The organism is Streptomyces sp. NPDC101219, from assembly GCF_044767675.1.
In the GTDB taxonomy this organism is placed as follows: domain Bacteria; phylum Actinomycetota; class Actinomycetes; order Streptomycetales; family Streptomycetaceae; genus Streptomyces.
The window spans coordinates 56103-82599 of sequence record NZ_JBIWOK010000012.1; the positions used below are offsets into that span (position 1 = coordinate 56103).

Below are 26497 nucleotides of genomic sequence, written 5' to 3' on the forward strand. Positions count from 1 at the left end.
TGGGGAGTGGTCGCGGCCCTGTTGGCGAACGTGCTGTACAGCGCGGGCTTCGTGCTGGAGAAGCGGGCCCTGGGCGCCCTGCCGGAGGTGTCCGTCCGGCGGCCCGCCCGGCTGCTGCGCCTGGTGCTCGGCAGCCCGCTGTGGATCGGCGGCTCGCTGGCGCTCGCGGCCGGGTTCGCGGCCCAGCTCGCGGTGTACCGGACCCTGCCGATCGCCGCCGCGCAGGGCATCTTCGTCTCCGGCCTGGTGCTGCTGGTGCTGCTGTCCGCGCGGCTGCTGGGCGAGGAGACCAGCGGCCGGGAGCGGTACGCGCTGGGCGCCATCCTGCTGGCGCTGCTGATGGTCGTGCTGTCGCTGCGCGAGGGCGGCGCGGGCGCCGACACCGTCGGCCGTCAGGCGCCGTACCCGCTGATCCTGCTGGTGTGCGTGCCGGCGCTGGCGGCCGGGATGTGGCTGTACGGCTCGGCCGAGCGCAACGCCCGGCACCGGCACCGGCTGCCGACCACGGGCGTGGAGTACGGCGTGGCCGTGGGCCTGCTCTACGGCGTCAGCTCGCTGGCCATCAAGGGGGTGTCGAGCCACCTGACCACGAGCGGGATCGGCGGCGCGGTACTGGACCTGCTGCGCTCCCCGTACCCGTATCTCCTGCTGTTCACCGGGGTGTTCGGTCTGGTGATGTCGCAGGCGGCGCTCCAGCGCTGCCGGGCCTCGCTGATCGTGCCGGTGTGCACGACCGTCACCTGCCTGTTCACCGCCGTGCTGGGCACGCTGTCGTTCGGCGAGGAACTGCCCGACGAGCCGCTCCGGCTGACCCTGCGCGTCGCGGGCACGGTGCTCGCCGTCGCCGTGCTGCTCGCCATGCCCAAACACGACACCGCTCCGCAGTCCCCCACCGCCGCCGAGGAGTTGACCCCACCGTGAAAGCCGACGACCCGCTGCTGAGGATCCTCGCCTGTCCGCTCGACAAGGGTCCGCTGGACCTGCTCGCCGGCGCGGACGACGAGGAGGCGCTGTACAACCCGCGGCTGCGCCGCCGTTACCCGATCGTCGACGGGATTCCGCAGCTGCTGCCGTCCTCCGGGGAGCAGGTGTCGGCCCAGGAGCACGAGCGGCTGCTGCTGACCCGCGTCCCGGCGGCCGGCGACGACGGCGGGCCGGGCGACGGCACCGGTGACCGGCCGGGGGCCACCCCGTGAGCGAGCGCACGGCGGCCGCCCGGCTGGCGGGCTTCCTGCCCGACCGGGTGGTGGCCGCGGCGGCCCGGGCGGTCTACCCGCGCTTCGAACCGGAGCTGGCCCGGCTGTCCGACCTGTGCCCGCCGGACTGCGGCACGGCGGTCGACGTGGGCGGCTGGTACGGCCCGTGGACGCACCGCCTGGCCGGCCGGGCCCGCCGCGTGGTGACCGTCGAACCGGTCCCCCGCCTGGCCCGGCTGCTCGCCGCCACCGCCCCGCCGAACGTGCGGGTGGTGCGCGCGGCGGCCTCCGACCGGCCCGGCATCGCGCAGTTGTGGCTGCCCTCCGGCGACCGGGGCGAGCGGGGCGTGTCGTCCCTGGTGCGCCGGGACATCCACGACGACGTCCTCGACGTCACCTGCGTCGCCCTGGACGACCTGGGGCTGAAGGACGTCGGCTTCGTCAAGATCGACGTGGACGGCAACGAGCCGGCGGTGCTGCGCGGCGCGACCGGTGTGCTGGCCCGCGACCGGCCCGCCCTGTTCGTGGAGCTGGAGGCCCGTATCCAGCCCGTCGCCCCGGTCGTCACCTACCTGTCCCTGCTGGGCTACGACGGCTGGGTGCTGCCGGCCGGCGACTGGATCCCGCTGTCCCGCTTCCCGCTGGAGGCGCACCAGGCGGAAGCCTGCCACGTCGCCACCCGGGGTCTGCTCCGCCGGGTCCTGCCCTCCGGCCCGCTGCGGGGCCCCCGCTACGTCAACTCGGTGCTGTTCCTCCCGGACGGGCGGCTCCCCGGGGAGTACCCGATGCGCGACGATGGGGCGCGTGCCGACCGGAAAACGCCCCGCTAGCCCGTTCACCCCGCTGGACTTCCAGCTCGTCCTGCTGCGCCGGATGGCCGACCACAACCCCGGGCCGGTGGAGGACGCCCGGCGGGAACTGGGCGCCTCCCTCGCCGACATGCGGGAGGCCAACAAGCGCTGGCAGGCGATGCTCCGCTCCCCGCGGCCCCTTCCGGCCCTCGCCCGCTACCGTTCCGTCCTGGGCGCCCCGGAGTCCCGGACCGCGCGCCGCATCGGCGACCTGGACTGCGAGGCGTGGCAGTGGCCGCTGCCGCTCTGGCCGGACCTGCGCTTCGAGGTGCTGACCGCGCCGGGCGGCGGGGTCTGGACCGAGTGGCTGGTGCGGGCGCCGGGCGCGCCGCCGCCCGTCCTGCGCACGGTGGCCGACCTCACCCCGTGGTCCTGCACGGTCGACGAGGCCGCCCGGGCCTTCGCGCCGGCCCGCCCCCTCCAGGGCTCGGCCCCCACCCGCTGGGGCCTGGCCTTCACCGCCCCGGACCCGGCGGGCAGCCCCCGGGACGTGGTCGCGGAGTTCACCTGGGGCCTGCTCCAGCGGACGGCGGTCACCGAGCCGCGGCCGCGATGACCGCGGCCGTCACGGCGGCCAGCGAGTCGGGGTGCAGCCACAGGAACAGGTTGGGCTCCACGAGCTCCAGTTCCATCACCCGCGGCCGTCCGTCCTCCCCGTCCACCAGGTCGACGCGCGCGTAGAGCAGCTCCGGCGCGCCCGGCACGGCGGCCAGCGCCCGCTCGGCGACGGCGACCTCGTCCGCGCCCGGCGTCCAGGGAACGGGCCGGGGGTGCGCGGTCCTCGGGGCGTCGTAGGGGGTGCCCCGGCCGAGGACCGCGTCCTTGCGGGAGGCGTGCAGCAGGCGCCCGCCGATGAACACCAGCGCCCGCTCGCCGGCCCGGTCGATCGCGGTGACGTAGGGCTGCACCATCGCGGTGTACCCGTCGGCGTGCATCCGGCGCAGGTGCTCCGCGGCCCGGTCGTGCTCGTCGGGGGTGTAGCGGGCGGCGAGCCGGGCGCCCGCGCCGGAGGCGGGCTTGACGACGTACTCGTACCCGTCCGGCAGGGCGGGCGGGTCCCCGGGGGCGAGGTAGCGGGTCGGGACGACGGGCACCCCGGCGGCGGCCAGGTCGCCGAGGTAGCGCTTGTCGGTGTTCCAGCGCACCACGTCCGCCGGGTTGGCCAGCCGGGTGGCGGCGCCGCAGCGCTCGGCCCACGCCGTGAACTCGGCGGCCCGCCAGGTGTAGTCCCAGGTGGAGCGGATCACGGCCAGGTCGAACCCGGCCCAGTCCACCGCCGGGTCGTCCCACGGCACGGCGGACGCCCGGGCGCCGGCTTCCTCCAGCGCCCGCACCAGGACCGGCAGGTCCCGGTCCTCGGCGATCCCGGCACGGGGCCGGCACGTCACGAGGGCGACTCGGGGCACGGCGGCCTCCCGGGGCGGGTGAGAGGACGGTCGGACGGGTGATCGACCAGGCAGGCTAGCAACCCCGGCGCCGCCGCCCCTCCCGCCGCCGCTTCGCGGGACGGCAGGCGGGTACCCGGGGCCGGCAGCGGTGCGCCGGTGCCGTTCCGGTGTGCCGTCCGGCCCACGGAAGGGGCATCCCATGAAGGCCGCGCGCTACTACGGCAAGGAAGACATCCGGCTCGACGACATCCCGGAGCCCGAGGTCCGGCCCGGGACGGTGAAGGTCGCCCCCGCGTGGACCGGGCTCTGCGGTTCCGACCTGCACGTCTACTTCGGCGGACCGGTCAGCCCGATGCCCACGGAGGGCAACCCCCACCCGCTCTCCGGGGAGGAGCCGCCGCTGGTGTTCGGACACGAGTTCTCCGGCGTCGTCGAGGAGATCGGTGACGGCGTCGAGGGCCTGGCGCCCGGCGACTCGGTCGTGGTGGAGCCGCTGCTGGTCTGCGGTGAGTGCTTCGCCTGCCGAGAGGGCCGCTACAACATCTGCGCCAAGCTGGGCTTCATCGGCCTCTCCGGCGGCGGGGGCGGCCTGTCCGAGCACATGGTCGTCGAGCGACGGTTCGTGCACCCCGTCGGTGACCTGCCGCTGGACCAGGCGGCCCTGATCGAGCCGCTGAGCGTGTCCGCGCACGCCGTCCGCCTGTCCGGCGCCCGCGAGGGCGACGTGGCCCTGGTCGGCGGCGCCGGACCGATCGGCCTGTTCACCGCGGCCGTGCTGAAGGCCCTCGGCGCGACGGTGATCGTCAGCGAGATGAGCGGGCAGCGCAAGCAGAAGGCGAAGGACTCCGGGGTCGCCGACCACGTCCTCGACCCCGGCCAGGATGACGTCGCCGCCCGCACCCTGGAGATCACCGGCGGCAAGGGCGCCGACGTCGCCTTCGAGTGCGCGGGCGTCCAGCCCGTCCTCGACACCCTGCTGCACGCGCTGAAGATCGGCGGGATGCTCCAGGTCGTCGCCCTGTACGGGTCGAACCCCACCCTGGACGCGATGTCGCTGCTGTTCAAGGAGACCCTGGTGCAGGGCAGCATGGGGTACGCGAACGACCACCCGTCGGTGATCCGCATGGTGCAGGAGGGCAGGATCGACCTCAGTCCCTTCATCACCCGCCGCATCGCCGTCGAGGACCTGGAGGCGGAGGGCCTGCGCCGGCTCGTGGACCACAAGGACGAGGAGGTCAAGATCCTCGTCCACATGTAGCCACCCGGCCCGGATCCGGCCGTGCGCCCGGGTGCGGGGCACCCCCCTTGGGCAGGGACCCCTGCGGCACCGCCAGAATCACCGGTACCGCCCGTCACCGGTCACCGACCCGAGGAGTCCGACGCGTGTCCAGTCTTTTCCCCGCCCTGACCGACGGCCCGGCCGGCCGGCCCGCCCTGCGGTTCGGGGCCCACTCGCTGACGTACGGGGAGCTCGCCGCGGCGAGTGCCGCCGTCGCCGCCGGGCTGCGGACGGCGCGGCGGGTCGCCGTGTGGGCCACGCCCGAGCCGGCGACCGCGGTCGCGGTCGTCGGGGCGCTGCGGGCCGGGGCCGCCGTGGTGCCGCTGAACCCCCGGTCGGGTGAGCGGGAACTCGGCCACTTCCTGTCCGACAGCGCCCCCGACCTGGTGTTCGCCCCGGCGGACACCGAACTGCCGGGCCCGCTGCGGGAGCTGCCCCGGCGTACCGCCGACCCCGCGGACCGCGCCCCGGACGGCGGCCCCGCCGAGGACCCCGCCGGCGGCGAGGACCCGGCCCTGGTCGTCTACACCTCCGGCACCACCGGCCCGCCCAAGGGCGCCGTGATCCCGCGCCGCGCGCTCGCCGCGACCCTGGACGCGCTGGCCGACGCCTGGCAGTGGACCGGGGACGACGTGCTGGTGCACGGCCTGCCCCTGTTCCATGTGCACGGTCTGGTGCTGGGGGTGCTGGGCCCGCTGCGGCGCGGCGGCTCCCTGCGCCACCTCGGCCGGTTCACCCCCGAGGGCGTGGCCCGTGAGCTGGCCCGCGGGGCGACCATGCTGTTCGGGGTGCCGACGATGTACCACCGCATCGCGGAGTCGCTGCCCGGCGACCCGGAGCTGGCGCGGGCGCTCGCCGGGGCCCGGCTGCTGGTGTCGGGCTCCGCCGCGCTGCCGCTGCACGACCACGAGCGGATCACCGCGGCCACCGGGCGCCGGGTGATCGAGCGGTACGGCATGACGGAGACGCTGATGAACACCAGTGTCCGCGCCGACCACGCCTCCCGCCCCGGCACCGTGGGCGTGCCGCTGCCGGGGGTGGAGCTGCGGCTGGTGGAGGAGGACGGCTCACCGGTGACGGCCCACGACGGGGAGACGGTCGGCGAGATCCAGGTGCGCGGGCCGAACCTGTTCACGGAGTACCTCAACCGGCCGGACGCGACGGCCGCCGCCTTCACCGCCGACGGCTGGTTCCGCACCGGCGACATGGCGGTGCGCGAGGACGACGGGTCGGTGCGGATCGTCGGCCGCAAGGCCACCGACCTGATCAAGAGCGGCGGCTACAAGATCGGCGCCGGTGAGATCGAGAACGCGCTGCTGGAGCACCCGGGGGTGCGGGAGGCGGCGGTGACCGGGGAACCGGACGCGGACCTGGGCGAGCGGATCGTGGCGTGGGTGGTGCCGGCCGACCCGAAGTCCCCGCCCAGGCTGCCGGAGCTGGCCGATCACGTGGCCCGCCGCCTGGCCCCGCACAAGCGCCCGCGGGTCCTCCATCACCTCGACGCGCTGCCCCGCAACGACATGGGGAAGATCATGAAGCGGGCGCTGGGCCATGCCTGACCGCCTCCCGGCCCGCGCCGCGATCGCCCTGCTCACCGACGACTTCACCGAACTCCCCGCCCCCGCGGGCGGGTCCGCGCCCGACGGTCCGCTCGGCTGGCCTGGCTACGGCGCCGCCCGGGCCCGCGCCGCCGAGCGCACCGGCGAGCAGGAGTCCGTGGTCTGCGGCACCGCCCGGGTGGCGGGCACCCCGGCCGTGCTGATCGTGTTCGAGTTCGGCTTCCTCGGCGGTTCCCTCGGCGAGCGCACCGGCGACCTGCTGGTGGCGGCGTACGCCCACGCCCGGGAGCACCGGCTGCCGGTGGTGTCACTGGTCGCCACCGGCGGCAGCCGCATGCAGGAGGGCATGCTCGCGCTCACCCAGCTCCAGCGCGTCGCCCGCGCGTCGGCGCTGACCCGCCGGGCGGGGCTGCCGCAGATCGCGGTGCTCCGCGACCCGACGACCGGGGGCGGCTGGGCGACCCTGGGGGCGGGCGCCGACGTGGTGCTGGCGCTGCCCGGCGCCCAGGTCGGCTTCGCCGGCTCCCGGGTCCGGCCGCCGGACGCCGATCCGGCCGCGTACACGGCCGAGGCGCAGGTCGCGGCGGGGTCGGCGGACGCGGTGGTCCGGCCGGAGGAGCTGCGGGACACCCTGGGGCGGTGGCTGCGGCTGCTGACCCGCCCGTCCGCGGAGCCGGCACCGCCGCCGCCCGCGCTCGGCGCGACGGAGCTGCCCGCCACCGGCTGGGAGGCGGTGCGCCGCGCCCGGTCCCCGCGACGCCCGCGCGCCGCCGCCTACCTGGACGCCTACCTCACCGGCCGGCTGCCCATCGGCGGCGACCGCAGCGGCGGCGCGGATCCGGAGGGGATGCTGTGCGGCTTCGGCACGCACGGGGAACGCACGGTCGCCTTCGCCGCGCAGACCGGGACGGCGACCCGCCCGGCCGGGTACCGCACCGCCGCCCGGCTGGTGCGGCTGGCGGACCGGCTCGGCATTCCGGTGCTGACCCTGGTGGACACCCCGGGTGCGGCGAACGACGCGGCGGCCGAGCGGCAGGGCGCGGGGGCGGCCATCGCCGACCTGTTCGACGCGGTGGCCGCCGCGCGCACGCCGGTCACGACGCTGGTGATCGGCGAGGGCGGCTCCGGCGGTGCCCTCGCCCTGGCCGCGCCCGGCCGCACCTGGGCGACACCGGACAGCTACTTCTCGGTGATCGCACCGGAGATGGCGGCGGCCATCCTCAAACGCCCCTGTTCCGAGGTGGAGCTGACGGCCGACCAGCTGCGCGTGCGCCCGCAGGACCTGGTGGAGCTGGGCGTGGTGCGCGGGGTCGTCGGCGCGGAGAGCGACCGAACAAGCGATCACCTGTTCCCCGGAACTGATGATCGTCGCCCATAAGGGTGCATGGGGCACGCACCGTTGACACGCGCACGGTGTGCGACCGACGGGCCGCAGACCGTGGTCGGCACAGGTCCCACTCAAGACATCACCGCAAGGAGACAGCACGCTCATGAACGACCTTCTCACCCACGTCATCGCCGGCCTCGTCCACTTCGTCGGCCTGCTGGTCTGACGTCCGGAAGGAACCGGTCCGCGGCGCCGTCCCCCCGTCCCAGGGAGGCGGCGCCGTCCGCGTCCCGCCCCCGTTCGGCGGCCCCCCGCCCGGCCCTCCCCGACAGGCGGGCGTCCCCGCGGCGGCGCACGATGAGGTCAGGGGTCCGTCGGCCGGCGGACCACGAGGTCCGCACTCGGGAGGATCTGCCGTGACCGCCAGTCTGGAGCAGTTGCGCCGCTGCCACTTCGCCGTCGACCTCGGTGCGGCCCGCACCCGGGTCTACGTCAAGGGCGCCGGACTCGTCGTCGACCAGCCGTCCGCCGCCGCCGTGAACACCAGGACCGGCGCGCTCATCGCGGTCGGCGAGTTCGCGGAGAAGATGACGGGCCGTACGCCCGACTACATCCGCGTCGTGCGGCCCGTGTCCGGCGGCACCGTCGTGGACATCGAGATGGCCCAGCGGATGCTGCGCCATCTGCTCGGCGACAGGATCCGCCGCACCCTGCGGCGCAAGCCCCGGCTGCGCGCCGCGGCCTGCACCCCGCACGACTCCGACCCGCTCGCGCAGCGCGCCGCGATCGAGACCCTCGTCGGCCTCGGCGCCCGCCGGGTGGAACTGGTCGACACCCTCATCGCCGCCGCCGTCGGCTGCGGTCTGCCGGTGGAGCGGCCCGAAGCGACCATGATCATGGTGTGCGGGGCGGCCGCCACCCAGGTCGCGGTGCTCTCCCTCGGCTCCATCGTGACCGCCGAACGCGTCCCGGTGGGCGGCGAGGCGGTGGACCACGCGATCGTGCAGCACCTGCGCCACCAGCACGAACTGGTGCTGCCCAGCCAGTCCGTGCGGCCGCTGCAGCTCGCGCTGTCGGGCACCGGCCTCACCCCCGAGGGCCCGGACTCCACCGAGATCCACGGCCGGGACGTCGCCACCGGACTGGCCCGCTCGGTCAAGATCGACACCGCTGCGGTGCGGCACGCCATCCAGACGCCGCTGACCGCCGTCCTCGACGGCATCGGCAAGGTCCTGCGCAACTGCCCGCCCGACCTGGTGGCCGACCTCGCCGACCGCGGCATCATGATGGTCGGCGGCAGCGCCCTGCTGCCCGGCTTCGACCACATGCTGCGCGAGGCGACCGGCATGCCCGTGCACATCGCCGAACGGCCGGACGTCTGCGCCGTGCAGGGCCTCGGCGCCATGCTGGAGGGAAAGATCGCCCCGCTGGTCCTGGACCCGCTGGCGACCTGACGCCCTTTCGGTCCCGGCGGCGGTCGGACTCCGCGAGCCGCCCCTACGAGGGCCCGCCCGCCCCGGTGCTCACCGGGTGAACCAGCACCGCACCGTGGTGCCGTCCTCCCCCGCGTGCAGGCGCACCAGGTCGGCGATCAGATTCACCATCAGCAGCCCGCGCCCGCCCCGCTGGTCCCGGCTCGCGGGCCGGCGTCCGGCGAGCGGATCGGTGAACCGTCCTCCGTCGCGCACCTCGCACACCACCCGGCCGCCCTCCGGCCACACCCGCAGCACGCCCGAACCACCGCCGTGCACCACGCTGTTGGTGGTCAGTTCGGCGGTGGCGAGCGCCAGGTCCTCCAGCCGCATGCCGGTCAGCCCGAGCCGCCTGCCCTCGTCGGCGGCCACGTGCCGGGCCCGGGTCAGGGTCTCGGCGACGAACGGGAAGGAGGGCGCGTCCGCCACCGGCGGCAGCGGCTCGTTGTAGCGGGCGACGACCTCGTCGGGCGCGTACGCCGCGCTGGTCCGGGCGGTGCGGGCGCCAGCCGGGATGACGGACGGGTGCGTGGCGTGGGCGTCGGCCAGCATCCGCTCGGGCAGCGTCCGGATGCCGTACGGGCACAGGATGGTCACCGCACGGCCCCGGAAGGCGGCGTTGATGAGCGCCTCGTGCTGGGCGCAGGCCGGGTACTCGGCCGCCGACCGCCCGGCCCAGACCGGCTCGCCGACGATCCGCACCCGCGGCGCGTCCGGCTGGGCGTCGGCGAAGGCGCGCAGCACACCGGGGATGATCCGGCCGGGGTTGCGCCCCGCCTCCCGCATGTCGAGCAGGCGTACCGCCGCCGCGTCGTCGCCGAGCGCGTCCCGGATCAGCGCCAGATTCTCCCCGGGGACGGCGACCGCGACCGGCTCACCGGCGGCCAGGCCCTCGCGCACGAAGGGCACGGTGCCGTCGAGGTACTCGGCCTCGTCCCGGTAGAAGAGGGCGGGATGCAGGAAGGGGCCGGGGGCTGCGGGCAGCCCGCCGGGTCCGGCCGCGGCACTCATGACATCGACACCTCGATCGTCGGAAGGTCCGGCCAGAACGTCTGGAGCACCCGTCGCAGCGCCGGCGGTGGACGGTGCACCACGAACCGCCGGCCGTCGCCGAGCCGGCCGGCGGCGGCCACGAGGGCACCGGCGCCGGCCACGTCGACGAAGGTCACGTCGGACAGTTCCAGGTAGTACACGCCGTCACCCTCGCGCACCGCCCGGTCCAGCACACCTTCCCAGACGGTCCGGGTGGCCAGCCCGACCTCCCCGGCCGCGCGCACACCGCGGCGGCCGTCCAGCGGGAACACCGTCAGGCCGGGCGCCGCGGAGCCGGGCCCGTACGGCGTCCGGTGGTGAGTGCCCAACGTCCGTCTCCCCACACTCCTGGACCACAGTGCGTCTGCCCCGCGGGCTCCCGGCCATTCCCGGGCCCGGTGTGTAGCGGGCCGCAGGGTGGGCAGGCGCACCCCAGTGCGGCCGGGACCGTGCGCAGCCTACCGCCCGGTTCCGCCCGCGGAAGGACGAAGGGCCGACGACCACCACGAGTACCGACAAGGCGGTGACATGACCTCCGCGGCCACCCCGCCCCCTCTCTCGGGCAGGCTCAACACCCTCGTCATCGGTGGGCGCACCGACGCCGAGGGCACACTGCTCACCCCCCGCGGCGAGCTCGTCGAGGGCTGCGCCGAGATCCTGGCCGAGACGCTGGACGCCCTGCCCGCCGGCACCGTCCGGATCGACCTGGACATGAGCGGCGTGCACTTCATGGACACGGCCGGGCTGCGTTTCCTGGACGTGCTGCGCGCGCACGCCCACCGGCGGTCCGTGCCGGTCACCGCCACCCGGTGGAACGGCCATCCGCGGCGCATCCTGGAACTGGCCGGCCTGGACACCACCGACCCGCTGCGCACCCCGGTCCCGGACCCCGACCCCGCCCCGACCACCTCGGCGGTCGCCCTGGAACGCGCCGAGCAGCTGCACGTGCTCCGCGCGGAGGTCGAACAACTGCGCCAGGCGATCGCCTCCCGTCCGGTCATCGACCAGGCGCGCGGCATCCTCATGGCCACCCACGGCTGCACGTCCGACGAGGCGTGGCACATCCTGCGCGAGGCGTCCCAGCTGTCCAACACCAAGCTGCACACCATCGCCGCGGCGCTCACCGCCGGTGCCGGGTCCGAGGGCGAGCCCCCGCCGCCGGCCGTGCGGACCGCGCTGGCCCGGGCGGTGGCCCGCCGCCGCCCGTGATGTGGCCCGCCGCCGCCCCTGATCCGGTGATCCGGCCGCACGGCGGACCACCGGGTGCGCCGGCCCGGTCCGGGGTACTCGGTGTGCGCTGCCGCACCGGGTGCGCCCCGCTCCCGGTGGGCGGACGCGGCCACCGACCCGCGACCAGGAGGCATCCGATGAGCATGAGCGAGCCCCCCACCCCGTCCCAGGCCGAGGGCGAGCGCGACGACGACCCCGACACCCGCCCGTCCCCGCCGCACCCCACCCCGTCGCAGGCGGAGGGTGAACGCGACGACGACGACGGGTCCGGCGGAGGCTGAGCCGGGGCCGGCCGACCCGCCCGTCCCCGCGCGGACGCGGGGAGCCCGCCGGCGCGGCGCCGGCGGGCTCCCTGTGCTGCGGCCGACGCCGCCGCGGCCCGGTCAGAACTTGCCGTAGCGTCCCGTGAGGTCGGCCTCCTGGCACAGGGCCGAGCCGATCAGGCAGGACACGTTCGCGTACTTGCGGGTGTAGACGTTGGTGACCTTGCCACCGTTGTAGATGTAGATGTGGTGGTTCGGCATCAGGCGGTGCTTGCCGGAGCGGATGGTCCAGTTGCCGCTCTTGGTCAGGTTGACGGTGGCGGCGCCGCTGATGGCGCCCTTGACCCCGGCCAGCCCCTTGCAGAACGGGTTGGACGCGTGCATGACCATCCGGACGTCCACGTTGTTGGTGCCGGAGCCCAGCTTCTTGGCGGACATGTGCTTGTCCGTCGCGGTCTTCTTGGCGACCTGCTTGCCGGTCGACTTCTTGTAGACGGTGGTCGGCTTGACGGACTTGTTGCCGGTGACCTTCTTGCTGCTCCAGGTCACGGTCGCGTGCAGCGCGGCCCGGTACTTGCCCGACTTCCAGTCGAACTTGGTGCGGCCGTCCCCGCCGAACTGGTAGCCCGTGCCGTAGTCGCAGCCCGCCTTGGGGGCGTCGATCTTCTTCTGGGGAATGAACGCCACCCAGCTGAGGGTGGTGGTCTTGGCCGCCGCGGCGGCGCCGGCCTGCTGGGCCGCCTCCGCGCGCAGACCCGTGAGGGTGCCGGTGGCGGGGACCGAGACGTTCATGCCCCAGACCTTGGCGTCGGGGTGGCCCTCCTCGGGCACCACGGGGGCGACCTGGTAGGCGTAGTCGGCGCCCGCCTCGACGGAGGTGTCGCGGAACGACTCCTGGCCCGCGGCCGTCCGGGCCAGCTCCTTGCCGTCGCGCAGCACCACGTAGGCGGCGTCGTCGGCGTAACCCTTCCAGGACAGTTCCACGAAGTCCTTGCCCGCCGCGGCGGTGATGCCCTCGTGGGCGGAGGAGGAGTCCACGACCGCGGTCTCGCCGGAGTCGGCGCGCACCACGCTGATGCCCTGCGCCTTGAGCTCCTTGCCCTCGGCGCTGCCGGCGGCGAAGCCGGTCACGTCCTTCAGTCCGTCACCGGACGCGCCCGACAGCCCCGCGGCGGCGAACGTCGCTCCCGCCCGGTCGGGGGAGGCCGTCGAGTCGGCGGCGAGGGCCGTCGCCTGGAATCCGCCCGCGACGAGTACGAGCGGAGTCACGGACAGCGCCGTCACCTTGCTGAAACGCGAGAGTTGCACAGACATCCCTTCATCCCCGTCGGCGTCACGGACCCGCCGTGACACCGGGCGCCCTGCATGTCAGGCACCTGCCAGGACCCTAGGAAGGGGAGGGAAGGGGTACAAGTGTCCAAAGGGGCAAGGCACTTAAGGGCAAGGCACTTAAGGGCAATGCCCGCCGGAGCCGGTGGCTCGGGCAGCCGTCACAGGCCGCCGGAGTAGAGGAAGAGGAAGCCGAGCGGGAACAGCACCGCGACGGCACCGGTCGCCAGACCGAGGGCGCACTGGGTCCGCTTCCCGGCCTTGCTGACCAGGCCGAGGACCCCGAAGGTGACGGCGAGCGCGCCGGCCAGGATGCCGAAGAAGCCCAGGAAGAACGCGAGGACGAGTCCCACCACACCGAAGAAGAGGGAGACCGGCCCGTAGAGCGTGGCCGGGCTTTCGGTGGTTCCGGTGGCCATGTCGCGTCCCCTGCTTCCGTGGATCGGCATCGTCCGAGGCGGGAACCCGGTCCCCGCCCTCCCATCATGGCATTCACCGAGAGGCCGTCCGGGCCGGGGAGGGAGTGACACACGCGACCCCGGGGGGACTTCTCCGGGATGGGCGTGGTGGGGCGGGTGGGACTCGAACCCACGGCCGACGGATTATGAGTCCGTTGCTCTAACCGGCTGAGCTACCGCCCCATAGCGGCGTGTCGCGTACATGTGTACGCGCCGTCTGCCGCAGCATAGCCGCTCATACGATCTCCTGCCTCGGCTGGTCGGCTGCGTACGGCGCTGCCGACCATGAGGACTGCCGCCCGGTCGCGAACGGTTCCTCAGGGCATGAAAAAGGACCCCTGAGGGGGTCCTCGTTCAGCATGCTCCCCCGACTGGACTCGAACCAGTAACCTGCCGGTTAACAGCCGGCTGCTCTGCCAATTGAGCTACGGAGGACCGAGCTCCCCCGACTGGACTCGAACCAGTAACCTGCCGGTTAACAGCCGGCTGCTCTGCCAATTGAGCTACGGAGGAATGCCTCGTTGCATCGAACGTACCTCCCTGGGTATCCGCCAGGGGGCGCGCGCTCGCTGCGACACATACATTAGCGCAAGCAGGGGGGTGCTCCGCCAATCGGTACTCCCCGGCGCCCGTGCCGCACGAGTCCGACGCAGTCTACGCAGACCTACGCAAGGGAAGGGTGGCCGTCATGCGGTACCGGCTCACGTTCGTCGCCGGAGTCGTCCTGGGGTACGTGCTGGGCACGCGCGCCGGACGGGAACGCTACGAGCAGCTGAAGAAGTCCGCCCAGCAGTTCGCGCAGAACCCCGCCGTCCGCAACACCGCGGAGACGGCCGCCCAGCAGAGCCGCGAGTTCGCGGGCAAGGCCTACCACGTGGTCAGCGACAAGGTCGGCGACCGCGTGCCCGACTCGGTGGCGCAGCGGGTGCGCACCCTGCGCGAGCGCACCGCGCACGGCCCCGCCGAGGACGACTGGGGCACCAGCAACACCTGAGCGGCCGGCCCCCGGGACGCGGGGGGACGCGTGCCCGGCACCGCCCCCGGCACCCGGACGGCGCCCTCGGCCGCCCCGAGTGCCGTGATACGGCAGAATTTTGGCCATGGGGATAGTCGCCGGGTTGGACAGTGCGCCCGATTTCACTCGCATCGTGGTCTGTGACGCGGACACCGGAGTCGTGCTCAGGCAGGGCTACGCGCCGCATCCGGTGGAGAGCCCCGACGGTCACCGCCCCTCCGACGTCGACCCGCAGGCCTGGCTGCTGTCGCTGGGCGAGGCCGCGGGCGGCGGCCTGCTGGAGGGCGTCCAGGCCATCGGGGTCTCCGCGCAGCAGAACGCGCTCGTGCCCCTGGACGCGCAGGGCAACACCGTGCGGCCCGCGATGGTCGGCGGGGACAAGCGTGCGCAGGTCGCGGCGGCCGACCTGGTCGACGCGCTCGGTGGGCGCGAGGCGTGGGCGCAGGCCGTGGGATGCGTACCGCAGGCCGCGCAGCCGGTGACCAAGCTGCGCTGGCTGGCCCGTACCGAACCCGACAACGCGCTGCGCACCGCGGTCGCGCTCCAGGCGCACGACTGGCTGGTGTGGCAGCTGCTGGGCCGGCCGGTGCGCCGCACCACCGACCGCGGCGGCGCCTCCGGCACCGGTTACTGGGCGGCGGCCACCGGGGCCTACCGGGCGGACCTGGTGGAGCTCGCGCTCGGCCACCAGGCCATGCTGCCGGAGGTGATCGGCCCGGCCGACGCGGCGGGCACCACCCCGGAGGGTCTGCTGATCTCCGCCGGGACCGGCGAGACGATGGCGGCGGCCTTCGGGCTCGGGATCGGCCTGGGGGACGCGGTGGTGTCGCTGGGGGCCTCCGGCTCCGTGATGGCCGTGCACCCCGAGGCGCTCTACGACCACACCGGCATGATCACCGCGCTCGCCGACGCGACCGGCATGCACCTGCCGGTGGTCACCACGCTGAACGCGGTGCGCACCCTGCGCGGCACCGCGGAACTGCTGGGGCTGCCGGACCTGGAGAGCCTGTCCGACCTGGCGATGAAGTCGACCCCGGGCGCGCACGGGCTGGTGCTGCTGCCCTACCTGGAGGGGGAGCGGACGCCGAACCTGCCGCACACCGCGGGGACCCTGGCCGGGCTGCGGCGGGAGTCGATGAAGCCGGAGCACCTGGCGCGGGCCGCGTTCGAGGGCATGCTGTGCGGGCTCGCGGACGCCCTGGACGTGCTGCGCGGCCGGGGCGTGGAGGTGCGCCGGGTGTTCCTGCTGGGGTCGGTCGCGGAACTGCCGGCCGTGCAGGCGGCGGCGCCCGCGCTGTTCGGGGCGCAGGTGATGGTGCCGCAGCCCGCGGACTACGCGGCGATCGGCGCGGCCCGGCAGGCGGCCTGGGCGCTCGGTGCCTCGCAGGGCACCCTGGATCCGCGGACCCCGCCCGTCTGGCAGGGCGCGGCGGCGCAGGTGCTGGACCCGGGCGAGGAGCTGGCGGTGGGTCAGGCGGTCCGCCAGCAGTTCGTGTCGGTGCGCGAGCAGACCCACCCGGGGGCCTTCGGCGGGCAGCGGTAAATCGGTTGAGGTAACACGGGTGGGCTGTCCGACGATAGGGGCCAGGGGCAACCGTCTGTTCCCCCGCCGACCCCTTTCGAGAGAAGCAGCGTGCTCATACGACTTCTGCGGACCTTCCTCGGGCCCTACCGCAGACCCATCATCCTGCTGGTGCTGCTGCAGTTCCTGCAGACCTGCGCCACGCTCTACCTGCCCACCCTGAACGCGGACATCATCGACGACGGCGTCGTCCGGGGCGACACCGGTTTCATCCTGCGGCACGGCGCGCTCATGCTCGTCGTCTCGCTGGCGCAGGTGGTGTGCAACATCGGGGCCGTGTACTACGGCGCCAGGACCGCGTCGGCGGTCGGACGGGACGTGCGGGCGGCCGTGTTCGACCGCGTGCAGTCGTTCTCCGCCCGTGAGGTCGGGCACTTCGGTGCCCCCTCGCTGATCACGCGGACGACGAACGACGTCCTCCAGGTGCAGATGCTGGTGCTGATGTCGTTCACCCTGATGGTGTCGGCGCCGATCATGTGTGTGGGCGGCATCGTGATGGCGCTCGGGCTGGACGTGCCGCTGTCCGGTGTCCTCGTCGCGGTCGTGCCGGTGCTGGGGATCTGCGTGACGCTGATCGTGCGGCGGCTGCGCCCGCTGTTCCGCGCCATGCAGGTACGGCTGGACACGGTGAACCGGGTCCTGCGCGAGCAGATCACCGGCAACCGGGTGATCAGGGCGTTCGTGCGGGACGACTACGAGCGGCGGCGGTTCCGCGCGGCGAACACCGACCTGACCGACATGTCGCTGGCCACCGGCAACCTGCTGGCGCTGATGTTCCCCGTGGTGATGACGGTGGTGAACCTGTCGTCGATCGCGGTGGTCTGGTTCGGCGCGCACCGCATCGACAGCGGCGGGATGCAGATCGGTGATCTGACCGCGTTCCTGGCCTATCTGATGCAGATCGTCATGTCCGTGATGATGGCCACCTTCATGTTCATGTCGGTACCGCGCGCGGAGGTGTGCGCCGAGCGCATCCACGAGGTGCTGGACACCTCGTCGAGCGTGGTACCCCCGTCCGCGCCGGTGACCGAGCTGCGCCGGCACGGGCACCTGGAGATCCGGGGGGCCGGGTTCCGCTATCCGGGGGCCGAGGAACCGGTGCTCCGGGCGGTCGACCTGGTCGCCCGGCCCGGCGAGGTCACCGCCGTCATCGGGTCCACCGGCAGCGGCAAGTCCACCCTGCTGGGGCTGGTCCCCCGGCTGTTCGACGCGACCTCGGGGGAGGTCCTGGTCGACGGGGTGCCGGTGACCGCCCTCGACCCGAAGCTGCTGGCCCGGACGGTCGGCCTGGTGCCGCAGAAGCCGTACCTGTTCGCGGGGACGGTGGCCACCAACCTGCGCTACGGCAACCCCGACGCCACCGACGGGGAACTGTGGCACGCGCTGGAGGTGGCGCAGGCCAGGGAGTTCGTGGAGCGGCTGGAGGGCGGGCTGGACGCGCCCGTCTCCCAGGGCGGCACGAACGTCTCCGGCGGTCAGCGGCAGCGGCTCGCGATCGCCCGCACGCTCGTGCAGCGGCCGGAGATCTACCTCTTCGACGACTCCTTCTCCGCGCTCGACTACGCCACCGACGCGGCCCTGCGGGAGGCGCTCGCCCGGGAGACCTCGGAGGCGACCGTGGTGATCGTCGCCCAGCGGGTGGCGACCATCCGGGACGCCGACCGGATCGTGGTGCTCGACGAGGGCCGGGTCGTCGGCACCGGCCGGCACCACGAACTGATGGCGGACAACGAGACCTACCGGGAGATCGTGCTCTCCCAGCTGACGGAAGCGGAGGCGGCCTGATGGCGGGGCCGGGGGGACGGATGATGGCCGGGGGCGGCCCGGACCAGCGGTCGATGGACTTCAAGGGGTCGGGAAAACGGCTCGTCGCGCGCTTCGCGCCGGAACGCCTCACCCTGGGTGTGCTGCTGACCTGCGTGGTGCTGAGCGTGGGGCTCAGTGTGATCGGGCCGAAGATCCTCGGCCGGGCGACGGACCTGGTCTTCGACGGCATCGTCGGCCGGGACATGCCGGCCGGGCAGACCAGGGAACAGGTGCTCGACGCCATGCGGGAGCGGGGTGACGGCGATGTCGCGGACATGCTCGGCGGCACCGGCTTCACCCCGGGCGTGGGCATCGACTTCGCCGCCGTCGGCCGGGTGCTGCTGTTCGCGCTGGCGGTGTTCCTGGTGGCCGGGCTGCTGATGGCGGTGGCGACGCGGCTGGTGAACCGGGCGGTGAACCGCACGATGTTCCGGATGCGCGAAGACGTGCAGGGCAAGCTGTCGCGGCTGCCGCTGTCCTACTTCGACCGGCGGCAGCGGGGCGAGGTGCTGAGCCGCGCCACCAACGACATCGACAACATCGGGCAGACGCTCCAGCAGTCGATGGGGCAACTGATCAACTCGCTGCTGACCATCATCGGCGTGCTGGCGATGATGTTCTACGTCTCCTGGATCCTCGCGCTGGTCGCTCTGGTGACGGTGCCGCTGTCGTTCGTGGTCGCCACCCGCGTCGGCAAGCGGTCCCAGCCGCACTTCGTGCAGCAGTGGCGCAGCACCGGCACGCTCAACGCGCACATCGAGGAGATGTACACCGGGCACACGCTGGTGAAGGTGTTCGGGCGGCAGGAGGAGTCGGCCCGGCAGTTCGCCGAGGAGAACGAGGCGCTGTACGAGGCCGGGTTCCGGGCGCAGTTCAACAGCGGCATGATGCAGCCGCTGATGTTCTTCGTGTCGAACCTCAACTACGTGCTGGTGGCGGTCGTCGGCGGTCTGCGGGTGGCGTCCGGTTCCCTGTCCATCGGGGACGTGCAGGCGTTCATCCAGTACTCGCGGCAGTTCTCGATGCCGCTGACGCAGGTCGCGTCCATGGCCAACCTGGTGCAGTCCGGGGTCGCCTCGGCGGAGCGGGTCTTCGAACTGCTCGACGCCGAGGAGCAGCGGCCCGACACCGAACCGGCCGAGCGGCCGGCCGAGCCGCACGGGCGGGTGGCGCTGGAGCACGTGTCGTTCCGCTACAGCCCGGACAAGCCGCTGATCGAGGACCTGTCGCTGACGGTGGAGCCGGGGCACACCGTGGCGATCGTCGGCCCGACCGGCGCGGGCAAGACCACGCTGGTGAACCTGCTGCTGCGGTTCTACGAGGTCTCCGGCGGGCGGATCACCCTGGACGGCGTGGACATCGCGCGGATGTCTCGGGACGGGCTGCGCTCGCAGATCGGCATGGTACTCCAGGACACCTGGCTGTTCGGCGGCACCATCGCGGAGAACATCGCCTACGGCGCCGCCCGGGAGGTGAGCCGCGAGGAGATCGAGGAGGCGGCCCGGGCCGCCCACGCCGACCGGTTCATCCGCACGCTGCCCGACGGCTACGACACGGTGATCGACGACGAGGGCAGCGGGGTCAGCGCCGGCGAGAAGCAGCTGATCACCATCGCGCGGGCGTTCCTGTCCGACCCGGTGATCCTGGTGCTGGACGAGGCGACGAGTTCGGTGGACACCCGGACCGAGGTGCTGATCCAGAAGGCGATGGCCGAACTGGCCCACGGCCGCACGTCGTTCGTCATCGCGCACCGGCTGTCGACGATCCGGGACGCGGACACGATCCTCGTCATGGAGGACGGTGCGATCGTCGAACAGGGCACGCACGAGGCCCTGCTGGCGGCCGAGGGCGCGTACGCCCGCCTGTACCGGGCCCAGTTCGCGCAGGCCGTGGCGGAGGTGGATTAGGGGGTGTCGGAGGGGGGTGCTCCCCCTCCGGCCCGGCCCCGTTCAGTCGAGGTAGCCGCGCAGCTGGTCCGCGAAGGCGTGGTCGCGCAGTTTGTTGAGGGTCTTGGACTCGATCTGGCGTATGCGTTCGCGCGTCACGCCGAAGATCCGGCCGATCTCCTCCAGCGTGCGCGGGCGCCCGTCGACCAGGCCGTAGCGGAGCTGCACGACCTTGCGCTCGCGCTCCCCCAGCGTCGACAGCACCGCCTCCAGGTGCTCCCGGAGCAGCAGGAACGCGGCGGACTCGACGGGGCTGGCGGCGTCGCCGTCCTCGATGAGGTCGCCGAGCGCGACGTCGTCCTCCTCGCCCACGGGCGCGTGCAGGGACACCGGTTCCTGGGCGAGCCGCAGCACCTCGCCGACCCGCTCGGGGGCGAGGTCGAGCTGCGCGGCGACCTCGTCGGCCGTCGGCTCGTAGCCCCGTTCCTGGAGCATGCGGCGCTGGACGCGGACCACGCGGTTGATGAGTTCCACGACGTGCACCGGCACCCGGATGGTGCGGGCCTGGTCGGCCAGGGCGCGGGACATGGCCTGGCGGATCCACCAGGTGGCGTAGGTGGAGAACTTGTAGCCGCGGGCGTAGTCGAACTTCTCGACGGCCCGGATCAGACCGAGGTTGCCCTCCTGGACCAGGTCGAGCATGGTCAGTCCGCGGCCCACGTACCGCTTGGCCACGGAGACGACCAGCCGCAGGTTCGCCTCGATCAGGCGGCGTTTGGCCATGCGGCCCATGACCACGAGCCGGTCCAGGTCGAGGGCGAGCCGGCTGTCGAGGTCCGGGGTGAGCCGCAGCTTCTCCTCGGCGAACAGTCCGGCCTCGACGCGCCGGGCGAGTTCGACCTCCTCGGCCGCGGTGAGCAGGGGGATGCGGCCGATCTCCCGCAGGTACTGGCGGAACAGGTCCGAGGAGGGGCCGCCCGTCTCGGGGCGCAGGGGCGGTGGCGCGGGCTCGGCCTCCCCGACGGGCCCGGCCTCCTCGACGGGCCCGGAGGGCTCCGGCGGTCCGGCCGGCGGGGGCGGTGCGGCCGGGGAGGCGTCCGGTGGTGTCGCGGGCCGGTGCCCGGCACGGCCCGGGGCGGGCGTCGCCACCAGGACGTCCGCGTCCGGCTGGGCGCCGGCCGTGGCCGGGCCGGTCTGGGTGAGGGTCCGGGTCTGCACGGGGGCGACCTCCAGGATGATCGCTGCCATGGAGGGCGGCAGCGGTACGTCGGGGGCGGAGTCGGCGGCCTCGCCGCTGTCCGTCCCGTACGCGATGAGCGCGACCGCGGGGGTCCGGTCACCGTCGGGGACGGGTCGGCCGCGCTCCGAGGACTCAGGTACCGCCCCCCAGTGTGGGGTACGACACATCGTCCCCACGAGGGGCGTGCGATGACTTTTTGCGACCGGACGGTGACGGGCCGGTCACCCGCACCCGGGCGGGAGGGCGCGGCCGGCCGCCGGACCGCGGCCGGGACGGCGGGCCCTACAGTGCTGCCGCGCCGTGCTCCCGCAGGGACTGGTCGTACTGCTGGAGCACCCACAGCTCGTTCTGCACCGTGGTCAGTTCGGCCGGGTCGGCCTGTGTGCCGAGGCGGGTGAGGCGGCTGGTGATGTCGCGGATGCGGCGTTCGACCGCGCGGCGGCGGACGGTGACCAGCTGGGCGCCCGCGTACGTCTCGTCGACCTCCTTGACCCCGCGGTGCAGCAGGATCGCCTCGACGGCCAGCTCGGTGACCATGGCGCGGACGGTGTCGTCGGGGGCGGCGTCGCGGACCCGGATCAGGTACTCCTGCGGGTCCTGCGTGCCGTACTCGGCACCGCCGGCGTCCATGATCGCCTGCCGTACGGCCGCGTAGGGCGGGGCCGTGAACTCGTCGACGCCGTACGCGTCGAAGGCCGGGGAGACCAGCTCCGGGCGCTGGAGGGCCAGCTTGAGCAGTTCCCGCTCGGTGGCGAAGACCGGGTTGCGCAGGTTGAGGGCGGGGCCGCGCGGTCCGGCCGGGGCGGCCGCGTACGGCTGCGGGGGTCCGCCGTGCTGCGGGCGGCCGGGCCGCTCGGGGGCGGGCCCCCTGCCGCCGCGGTCGCGGGCCCAGCGGGCCAGCTGGGCGACGCGCTTGACGACGAACTGGGTGTCGAGGATGCCGAGCATGCCGGCGAGCTGGACGGCGACCTCGTGCTGGGCGCCGCTGTTCTTGATGCGGGCGACGACCGGCGCCGCCTCGTCGAGGGCGGCGGCGCGCCCGGCCGGGGTGTCCAGGTCGTAGCGGCCGACGATCTGCCGCAGGGCGAACTCGAAGAGCGGGGTGCGGGGTTCGGCGAGGTCGGCGACCGCGTCGTCGCCCTTGGCCAGGCGCAGGTCGCAGGGGTCCATGCCGTCGGGGGCGATGGCGATGTACGTCTCGGCGGCGAACTTCTGGTCGTCCTCGAAGGCGCGCAGGGCGGCCTTCTGCCCGGCCGCGTCGCCGTCGAAGGTGAAGATCACGCGGGCGCTGCCGTTGTCCATGAGCAGGCGGCGCAGGATCTTGATGTGGTCGCCGCCGAAGGCGGTGCCGCAGGTGGCGATGGCGGTGGTGACGCCGGCCAGGTGGCAGGCCATGACGTCGGTGTAGCCCTCGACGACGACCGCGCGGGAGGACTTCGCGATGTCCTTCTTCGCCAGGTCGATGCCGTACAGGACCTGGGACTTCTTGTAGATCGCCGTCTCGGGGGTGTTGAGGTACTTCGGGCCGTTGTCCGCGTCGTGGAGCTTGCGGGCGCCGAAGCCGACGACGTCGCCGCCGATGTCGCGGATGGGCCACATCAGCCGGCCGCGGAAGCGGTCGATGGGGCCGCGGCGGCCCTCCTGGACGAGGCCGGAGAGGATGAGCTCCTTGTCGCTGAAGCCCTTGCCGCGCAGGAAGCGGGTGAGGTGGTCCCAGCCCTGGGGGCTGTAGCCGACGCCGAAGTGGACGGCGGCGGCCTGGTCGAAGCCGCGCTCGGCGAGGAAGACCCGGCCGGTCTCGGCCTCCGGGGAGGTGGCGAGCTGCTCCGCGTACCACTCGGCGGCGATCTTGTGGGCCTCGACCAGGCGGATGCGCTCGCCGCGCTGGTGGGCGGGGTTGTACCCGCCCTCCTCGTAGCGCAGCGTGATGCCGGCCTGGGCGGCGAGTCGCTCGACGGCCTCGGAGAAGGAGAGGTGGTCGACCTTCATCACGAACGTGATGGTGTCGCCGCCCTCCTGGCAGCCGAAGCAGTGGAAGAGGCCCTTGGCGGGGCTGACCTGGAAGGACGGCGACTTCTCGTCGTGGAAGGGGCACAGTCCCTTGAGGTTGCCGCCGCCGGCGTTGCGCAGCTGGAGGTACTCGGAGACGACGGCGTCGATCGGGACCGCGTCCCGTACCGCCTTCACGTCCTCGTCGTTGATCCGTCCAGCCACACCGTGAGTCTACGGTGCCCCGCGGACACTCCCGGGGCGGCGGCGGCCCCCGCCGCCGGGGCCCCGGGAACCGCGCCGCGGCCCGCCCCTCAGGGGGCGAGGCTGTCCAGCGGGACGTGCGGGTCGGCCAGGGCGTCCGTGTCCACGACCGCCCGGGAGCGGATGAGGCGCTGGACGGTGTCGGTGACGTCCCAGATGTTGACGTTCATGCCCGCCAGCACCCGGCCGTCCTTCACCCAGAACGCGATGAACTCGCGCTTGCCGGTGTCGCCCCGGACGACCACCTGGTCGTAGGAGCCGGCCGGGGCCCAGCCGCTGTACTCCATGCCCAGGTCGTACTGGTCGGTGAAGAAGTACGGCACGCGGTCGTACGGCTCGTCCCGGCCGAGCATGGCGCGGGCGGCGGCCGGGCCGCCGTTCAGGGCGTTGGCCCAGTGCTCGACGCGCAGCCGGGTCCCGAACAGGGCGTGCGGGAAGGACGCCACGTCGCCGGCCGCGTGGATGTCGGGGTCGGAGGTGCGCAGCTGCTCGTCGACCAGGATGCCGCCGCCGTCGGCGGGGTCGGCGAGGGCCAGGCCGGCCGCCTCGGCGACGCCGGTGCGCGGGGCCGCGCCGATCGCCGCGAGGACCGCGTGCGCGGGGTGCTCCTCGCCGTCGTCGGTGCGGACGGCCAGCACCATGCCGTCCTGGCCGGTGATCTCGGTGAGAGTGGCGCCGAAGTGGAAGCGGACGCCGTGCGCCTGGTGCAGGTCGGCGAAGAGCTGGCCCAGCTCGGGGCCGAGGACCGAGTGCAGCGGGGTGGTGCCCCGGTGCACGACGGTGACCTCCGCGCCGTAGCCGCGGGCGGCCGCGGCGACCTCCAGGCCGATCCACCCGGCCCCGGCGATCACCAGGTGGCCGTTGTCCCGGCCCAGGGAGGCCAGGATGCCCTTGAGGCGGTCGGCGTGGGCGAGGCGGCGCAGGTGGTGGACGCCGGCCAGGCCGGTGCCCGGGATGTCGAGGCGGCGGGGTTCCGCGCCGGTGGCCAGCAGCAGCTTGTCGTAGCGGACGGTGGTGCCGTCCTCGCCGAAGCGGACGGTCTTCGCGGCGCGGTCCAGGGCGTCGACGGTCTGGCCGAGGTGGAGTTCGATGTCGTGGCGGGCGTACCAGGCGGGCTCGTGCACCAGGGCGCTGTCCCGCTCGTCCTTGCCGAGGAGGTAGCCCTTGGACAGGGGCGGGCGCTCGTAGGGGTGGTCGCGTTCGTCGCCGATCAGTATCACCCGCCCGGTGAAACCCTCCGCTCGCAGCGTCTCGGCCGCCTTCGCGCCGGCGAGTCCGCCTCCCACGATGACGAATGTCTGATCCGCGTCGACCACGTGATGCCTCCTCTTGAGGGTGCCGCCACATGCGAGCCTCCCGCACGCACAGTGCTGCGGGAAGGGGGAGTGACCCGATCAGGCCACGCAGGGTCACGATCGGACGGGCTCGCGCCCCCTCGTGTCTCACCGGTCCCGGTGGTGCCGGTCCTGTCTCCTTCCTGCCCCGGTCAGCCGGGCGTGAAGCGAACGGGCCGAGGCGTCGGTGAGGGACGCCAGCTGGTCGACGACCACGCGTTTGCGGGCACGGTCGTCGGGGGCCCGGTCGAACAGGGTGCGGAACTGGGGGTCCAGGCCCTCGGGGGCGCGGGCGGTGAGCGCCTCGGCCAGTTCGAGGACGACGACCCGCTGGTCGGCGCGGAGCTGCTCCTGCTCCGCGCGCTGCATGACGTAGCGGTCGGCGACCGCCTTGAGCACGGCGCACTCCATGCGGGTGCCCCGGGGGACGACGAGCTCGGCCCCGTACCGGGTGAGCCGGCCGCTGCCCCAGGTCTGCCGGGTGGCGCCCTCGGCGGCGAGGCAGAACCGGCCGATGAGCTGGCTGGTGGCGTCCTTCAGGCGGGCCTGGGCGACGGCCGTCCCGTCGTAGCCGTGCGGCCACCACTCCTGCGCGAGGAGCCGGTCGAGGGCCTCGGCAAGTTCCGCCGGGCCGGTGTCCGCGGGGACGTAGCGGCCGATCGCGACGGCGAAGACGGCCTCCCGCTCCGGGTCGGCGTGCAGGCAGTTGGGGTCGATGTGGCCGGCGTGCAGACCGTCCTCGACGTCGTGCACCGAGTAGGCGACGTCGTCCGACCAGTCCATGACCTGCGCCTCGAAGCAGATGCGGGCGCCGGGGGCGTCCTTGCGGAGCCAGTCGAAGACCGCGCGGTCGTCGTCGTACACCCCGAACTTCGGCGAGGCCGGGTCAGTGGGGTGGGCGCCCCTCGGCCAGGGGTACTTGGTGGCGGCGTCCAGGGCGGCGCGGGTGAGGTTCAGGCCGACGCTGGTGACGTCGCCGGTGGCGGGGTCGGTGACGAAGCGCTTGGGTTCGATCCGGGTGAGCAGGCGCAGCGACTGGGCGTTGCCCTCGAAGCCGCCGCAGTCCTCGGCGAACTCGTTCAGCGCCTGTTCGCCGTTGTGCCCGAAGGGCGGGTGGCCGAGGTCGTGGGAGAGGCAGGCGGCCTCCACCAGGTCGGGGTCGCAGCCGAGGGCCGCGCCGAGCTCCCGGCCGACCTGGGCGCACTCCAGGGAGTGGGTGAGGCGGGTGCGGGGGCTGGCGTCCCAGACCGGGTTGGCCTCCCCCGGGGTGACGACCTGGGTCTTGCCGGCCAGGCGGCGCAGCGCCGCGGAGTGCAGCACGCGCGCCCGGTCGCGCTGGAAGGCGGTACGCCCGGGGCGCTTGTCGGGCTCGGCGGCCCAGCGCTCGACGGCCGCCGGGTCGTATCCGGCGGGCGGGACGTGGTTCTCGTACGGGGAGCGCGCGGCGGGGGTGTCGGACGGGAAGCCTGCCATGTACCGACAGTAGACGGCAGGCACGGACGAAGGGGGATGCGGGAGGGGAAGGGCGGCGGCCGGCACCGGCGGAGAGGGACGGGGCACCGGCGGAGAGGGGCGGGGCACCGGCGGAGAGGGGCGGGGCACCGGCGGGGACCACGGCCCCGGGGAGCCGGGGCCGGGCGCCAAGGCCGGGGCGCCGGGGCCGGGGCGCCGGGGCCGGGGCAGGCCGCCACCCGCCGGCAGGGCCGGGACGCTGGAACGGGGAGGCAGGACGGGGGCGGGCGGACACGGGCCCCGGGGAACCCCACACCGGGACGCGCCCTCCCGGGGCAGCACCAGGACACGGGCCGGAAGGGCGGCTGTGCACCAGGACACGGAGCCGGCGGGGCGGGGACCCTGCGCGGCCGGGGACCGTGCAGGGCGAGGACCCTGCGCGGCCGGAGACCGTGCAGGGCGAGGACCCTGCGCGGCCGGAGACCGTGCAGGGCGAGGACCCTGCGCGGCCGGAGACCGTGCAGGGCGAGGACCCTGCGCGGCCG

Annotated in this window: 23 protein-coding genes and 3 tRNA genes; 14 read left to right on the forward strand and 12 right to left on the reverse strand. The window is 74.1% G+C overall.

What is annotated here, in order from left to right; all coding sequences use genetic code 11:
* Positions 1-6 precede the first annotated feature (6 nt).
* Genes ACIRPP_RS23275 through ACIRPP_RS23290 form a run of 4 tightly spaced genes read left to right on the forward strand, consistent with a single transcriptional unit; the run spans position 7 to position 2603 of the window.
* The gene (locus ACIRPP_RS23275) at positions 7-921 is read left to right on the forward strand and encodes a hypothetical protein (RefSeq protein WP_403646389.1); all 915 of its coding nucleotides are present in this window, start codon (positions 7-9) and stop codon (positions 919-921) included.
* Entirely contained in the window at positions 918-1196 is a 279-nt protein-coding gene (locus ACIRPP_RS23280; RefSeq protein ID WP_403646038.1) for a Trm112 family protein, read from the forward strand. The genes ACIRPP_RS23275 and ACIRPP_RS23280 overlap by 4 nt, the downstream gene beginning before the upstream one ends.
* Complete coding sequence (locus ACIRPP_RS23285) at positions 1193-2026, forward strand: FkbM family methyltransferase (protein ID WP_403646040.1); 834 nt, start codon at positions 1193-1195, stop codon at positions 2024-2026. Before ACIRPP_RS23280 ends, ACIRPP_RS23285 begins: the two co-directional genes overlap by 4 nt.
* Positions 1992-2603 carry a hypothetical protein gene (locus ACIRPP_RS23290; RefSeq protein ID WP_403646043.1) on the forward strand — a complete coding sequence of 204 codons (612 nt, stop codon included), beginning with the start codon at positions 1992-1994 and terminating at the stop codon, positions 2601-2603. The genes ACIRPP_RS23285 and ACIRPP_RS23290 overlap by 35 nt, the downstream gene beginning before the upstream one ends.
* On the opposite strand, the gene ACIRPP_RS23295 is transcribed toward ACIRPP_RS23290, so the two are convergent.
* Positions 2581-3453 carry a RimK family alpha-L-glutamate ligase gene (locus tag ACIRPP_RS23295; protein ID WP_403646046.1) on the reverse strand — a complete coding sequence of 291 codons (873 nt, stop codon included), beginning with the start codon at positions 3451-3453 and terminating at the stop codon, positions 2581-2583. The genes ACIRPP_RS23290 and ACIRPP_RS23295 overlap by 23 nt on opposite strands.
* A 181-nt stretch (positions 3454-3634) precedes the next feature.
* On the opposite strand from ACIRPP_RS23295, the gene ACIRPP_RS23300 reads away from it, so the two are divergent.
* The 4 genes from ACIRPP_RS23300 to ACIRPP_RS23315 all read left to right on the forward strand — a co-directional run bounded on the left by ACIRPP_RS23300 (position 3635) and on the right by ACIRPP_RS23315 (position 9054).
* A complete protein-coding gene (locus ACIRPP_RS23300; RefSeq protein WP_403646049.1) occupies positions 3635-4693 on the forward strand; it encodes a 2,3-butanediol dehydrogenase in 1059 nt (352 codons plus the stop codon).
* A gap of 125 nt (positions 4694-4818) precedes the next feature.
* Positions 4819-6273, forward strand: a complete 1455-nt coding sequence (locus tag ACIRPP_RS23305; protein WP_403646051.1) for an acyl-CoA synthetase — start codon at positions 4819-4821, stop codon at positions 6271-6273.
* Positions 6266-7651 carry a carboxyl transferase domain-containing protein gene (locus tag ACIRPP_RS23310; RefSeq protein WP_403646054.1) on the forward strand — a complete coding sequence of 462 codons (1386 nt, stop codon included), beginning with the start codon at positions 6266-6268 and terminating at the stop codon, positions 7649-7651. Before ACIRPP_RS23305 ends, ACIRPP_RS23310 begins: the two co-directional genes overlap by 8 nt.
* Positions 7652-8016: 365 nt before the next feature.
* Positions 8017-9054, forward strand: coding sequence for a rod shape-determining protein (locus tag ACIRPP_RS23315; RefSeq protein WP_403646057.1), 1038 nt, complete (start codon positions 8017-8019; stop codon positions 9052-9054).
* Between the two features lie 69 nt (positions 9055-9123).
* Here the strand turns inward: ACIRPP_RS23315 and ACIRPP_RS23320 are convergent, their stop codons facing one another.
* Both ACIRPP_RS23320 and ACIRPP_RS23325 read right to left on the reverse strand, forming a co-directional pair.
* Positions 9124-10083, reverse strand: a complete 960-nt coding sequence (locus ACIRPP_RS23320; RefSeq protein WP_403646060.1) for an anti-sigma factor RsbA family regulatory protein — start codon at positions 10081-10083, stop codon at positions 9124-9126.
* Positions 10080-10433: an STAS domain-containing protein gene (locus tag ACIRPP_RS23325; RefSeq protein WP_403646063.1), complete on the reverse strand. Its 354-nt coding sequence runs from the start codon at positions 10431-10433 to the stop codon at positions 10080-10082. Before ACIRPP_RS23325 ends, ACIRPP_RS23320 begins: the two co-directional genes overlap by 4 nt.
* Positions 10434-10632: 199 nt before the next feature.
* Here ACIRPP_RS23325 and ACIRPP_RS23330 point away from each other — a divergent pair, with 199 nt between their 5' ends.
* Together ACIRPP_RS23330 and ACIRPP_RS23335 are read left to right on the forward strand one after the other, a co-directional pair.
* On the forward strand, positions 10633-11313 hold the full coding sequence (locus tag ACIRPP_RS23330) for an ANTAR domain-containing response regulator (protein WP_403646066.1): 681 nt from the start codon (positions 10633-10635) through the stop codon (positions 11311-11313).
* 164 nt (positions 11314-11477) lie between these two features.
* Positions 11478-11615 (forward strand): hypothetical protein, encoded by a 138-nt coding sequence (locus tag ACIRPP_RS23335; protein ID WP_403646068.1) that lies wholly within the window; start codon positions 11478-11480, stop codon positions 11613-11615.
* A 102-nt stretch (positions 11616-11717) separates the two neighbouring features.
* On the opposite strand, the gene ACIRPP_RS23340 is transcribed toward ACIRPP_RS23335, so the two are convergent.
* From ACIRPP_RS23340 to ACIRPP_RS23360, 5 genes are all read right to left on the reverse strand, one after another.
* On the reverse strand, positions 11718-12911 hold the full coding sequence (locus ACIRPP_RS23340; protein WP_403646071.1) for a hypothetical protein: 1194 nt from the start codon (positions 12909-12911) through the stop codon (positions 11718-11720).
* A gap of 176 nt (positions 12912-13087) precedes the next feature.
* Positions 13088-13345, reverse strand: a complete 258-nt coding sequence (locus tag ACIRPP_RS23345) for a hypothetical protein (RefSeq protein ID WP_403646074.1) — start codon at positions 13343-13345, stop codon at positions 13088-13090.
* A 145-nt stretch (positions 13346-13490) separates the two neighbouring features.
* Positions 13491-13567: transfer RNA gene (locus ACIRPP_RS23350), tRNA-Ile, on the reverse strand.
* 179 nt (positions 13568-13746) lie between these two features.
* Positions 13747-13819, reverse strand: a tRNA-Asn gene (locus ACIRPP_RS23355).
* 5 nt (positions 13820-13824) lie between these two features.
* Positions 13825-13897 (reverse strand) — tRNA-Asn (locus tag ACIRPP_RS23360).
* A 175-nt stretch (positions 13898-14072) separates the two neighbouring features.
* Between ACIRPP_RS23360 and ACIRPP_RS23365 the strand changes: the two genes are divergently transcribed.
* The 4 genes from ACIRPP_RS23365 (at position 14073) to ACIRPP_RS23380 (ending at position 19694) form a co-directional block, all read left to right on the forward strand.
* Positions 14073-14378 carry a YtxH domain-containing protein gene (locus ACIRPP_RS23365; protein ID WP_164338602.1) on the forward strand — a complete coding sequence of 102 codons (306 nt, stop codon included), beginning with the start codon at positions 14073-14075 and terminating at the stop codon, positions 14376-14378.
* A 106-nt stretch (positions 14379-14484) separates the two neighbouring features.
* Positions 14485-15942, forward strand: a complete 1458-nt coding sequence (locus tag ACIRPP_RS23370; protein WP_164351492.1) for an FGGY family carbohydrate kinase — start codon at positions 14485-14487, stop codon at positions 15940-15942.
* Between the two features lie 90 nt (positions 15943-16032).
* Entirely contained in the window at positions 16033-17766 is a 1734-nt protein-coding gene (locus tag ACIRPP_RS23375) for an ABC transporter ATP-binding protein (RefSeq protein ID WP_403646078.1), read from the forward strand.
* Positions 17766-19694 carry an ABC transporter ATP-binding protein gene (locus ACIRPP_RS23380; RefSeq protein WP_403646081.1) on the forward strand — a complete coding sequence of 643 codons (1929 nt, stop codon included), beginning with the start codon at positions 17766-17768 and terminating at the stop codon, positions 19692-19694. Before ACIRPP_RS23375 ends, ACIRPP_RS23380 begins: the two co-directional genes overlap by 1 nt.
* 42 nt (positions 19695-19736) lie before the next feature.
* Here ACIRPP_RS23380 and ACIRPP_RS23385 read toward each other — a convergent pair whose 3' ends face one another.
* The 4 genes from ACIRPP_RS23385 to ACIRPP_RS23400 form a co-directional block, all read right to left on the reverse strand.
* Complete coding sequence (locus ACIRPP_RS23385; RefSeq protein ID WP_403646084.1) at positions 19737-21080, reverse strand: RNA polymerase sigma factor; 1344 nt, start codon at positions 21078-21080, stop codon at positions 19737-19739.
* Positions 21081-21195: 115 nt separating this feature from the next.
* Positions 21196-23127: a DNA primase gene (dnaG, locus tag ACIRPP_RS23390; protein ID WP_403646087.1), complete on the reverse strand. Its 1932-nt coding sequence runs from the start codon at positions 23125-23127 to the stop codon at positions 21196-21198.
* An 89-nt stretch (positions 23128-23216) separates the two neighbouring features.
* The gene (locus ACIRPP_RS23395; protein ID WP_403646090.1) at positions 23217-24482 is read right to left on the reverse strand and encodes an NAD(P)/FAD-dependent oxidoreductase; all 1266 of its coding nucleotides are present in this window, start codon (positions 24480-24482) and stop codon (positions 23217-23219) included.
* A 126-nt stretch (positions 24483-24608) separates the two neighbouring features.
* Entirely contained in the window at positions 24609-25973 is a 1365-nt protein-coding gene (locus ACIRPP_RS23400; protein ID WP_403646093.1) for a deoxyguanosinetriphosphate triphosphohydrolase, read from the reverse strand.
* Positions 25974-26497: the final 524 nt, after the last annotated feature.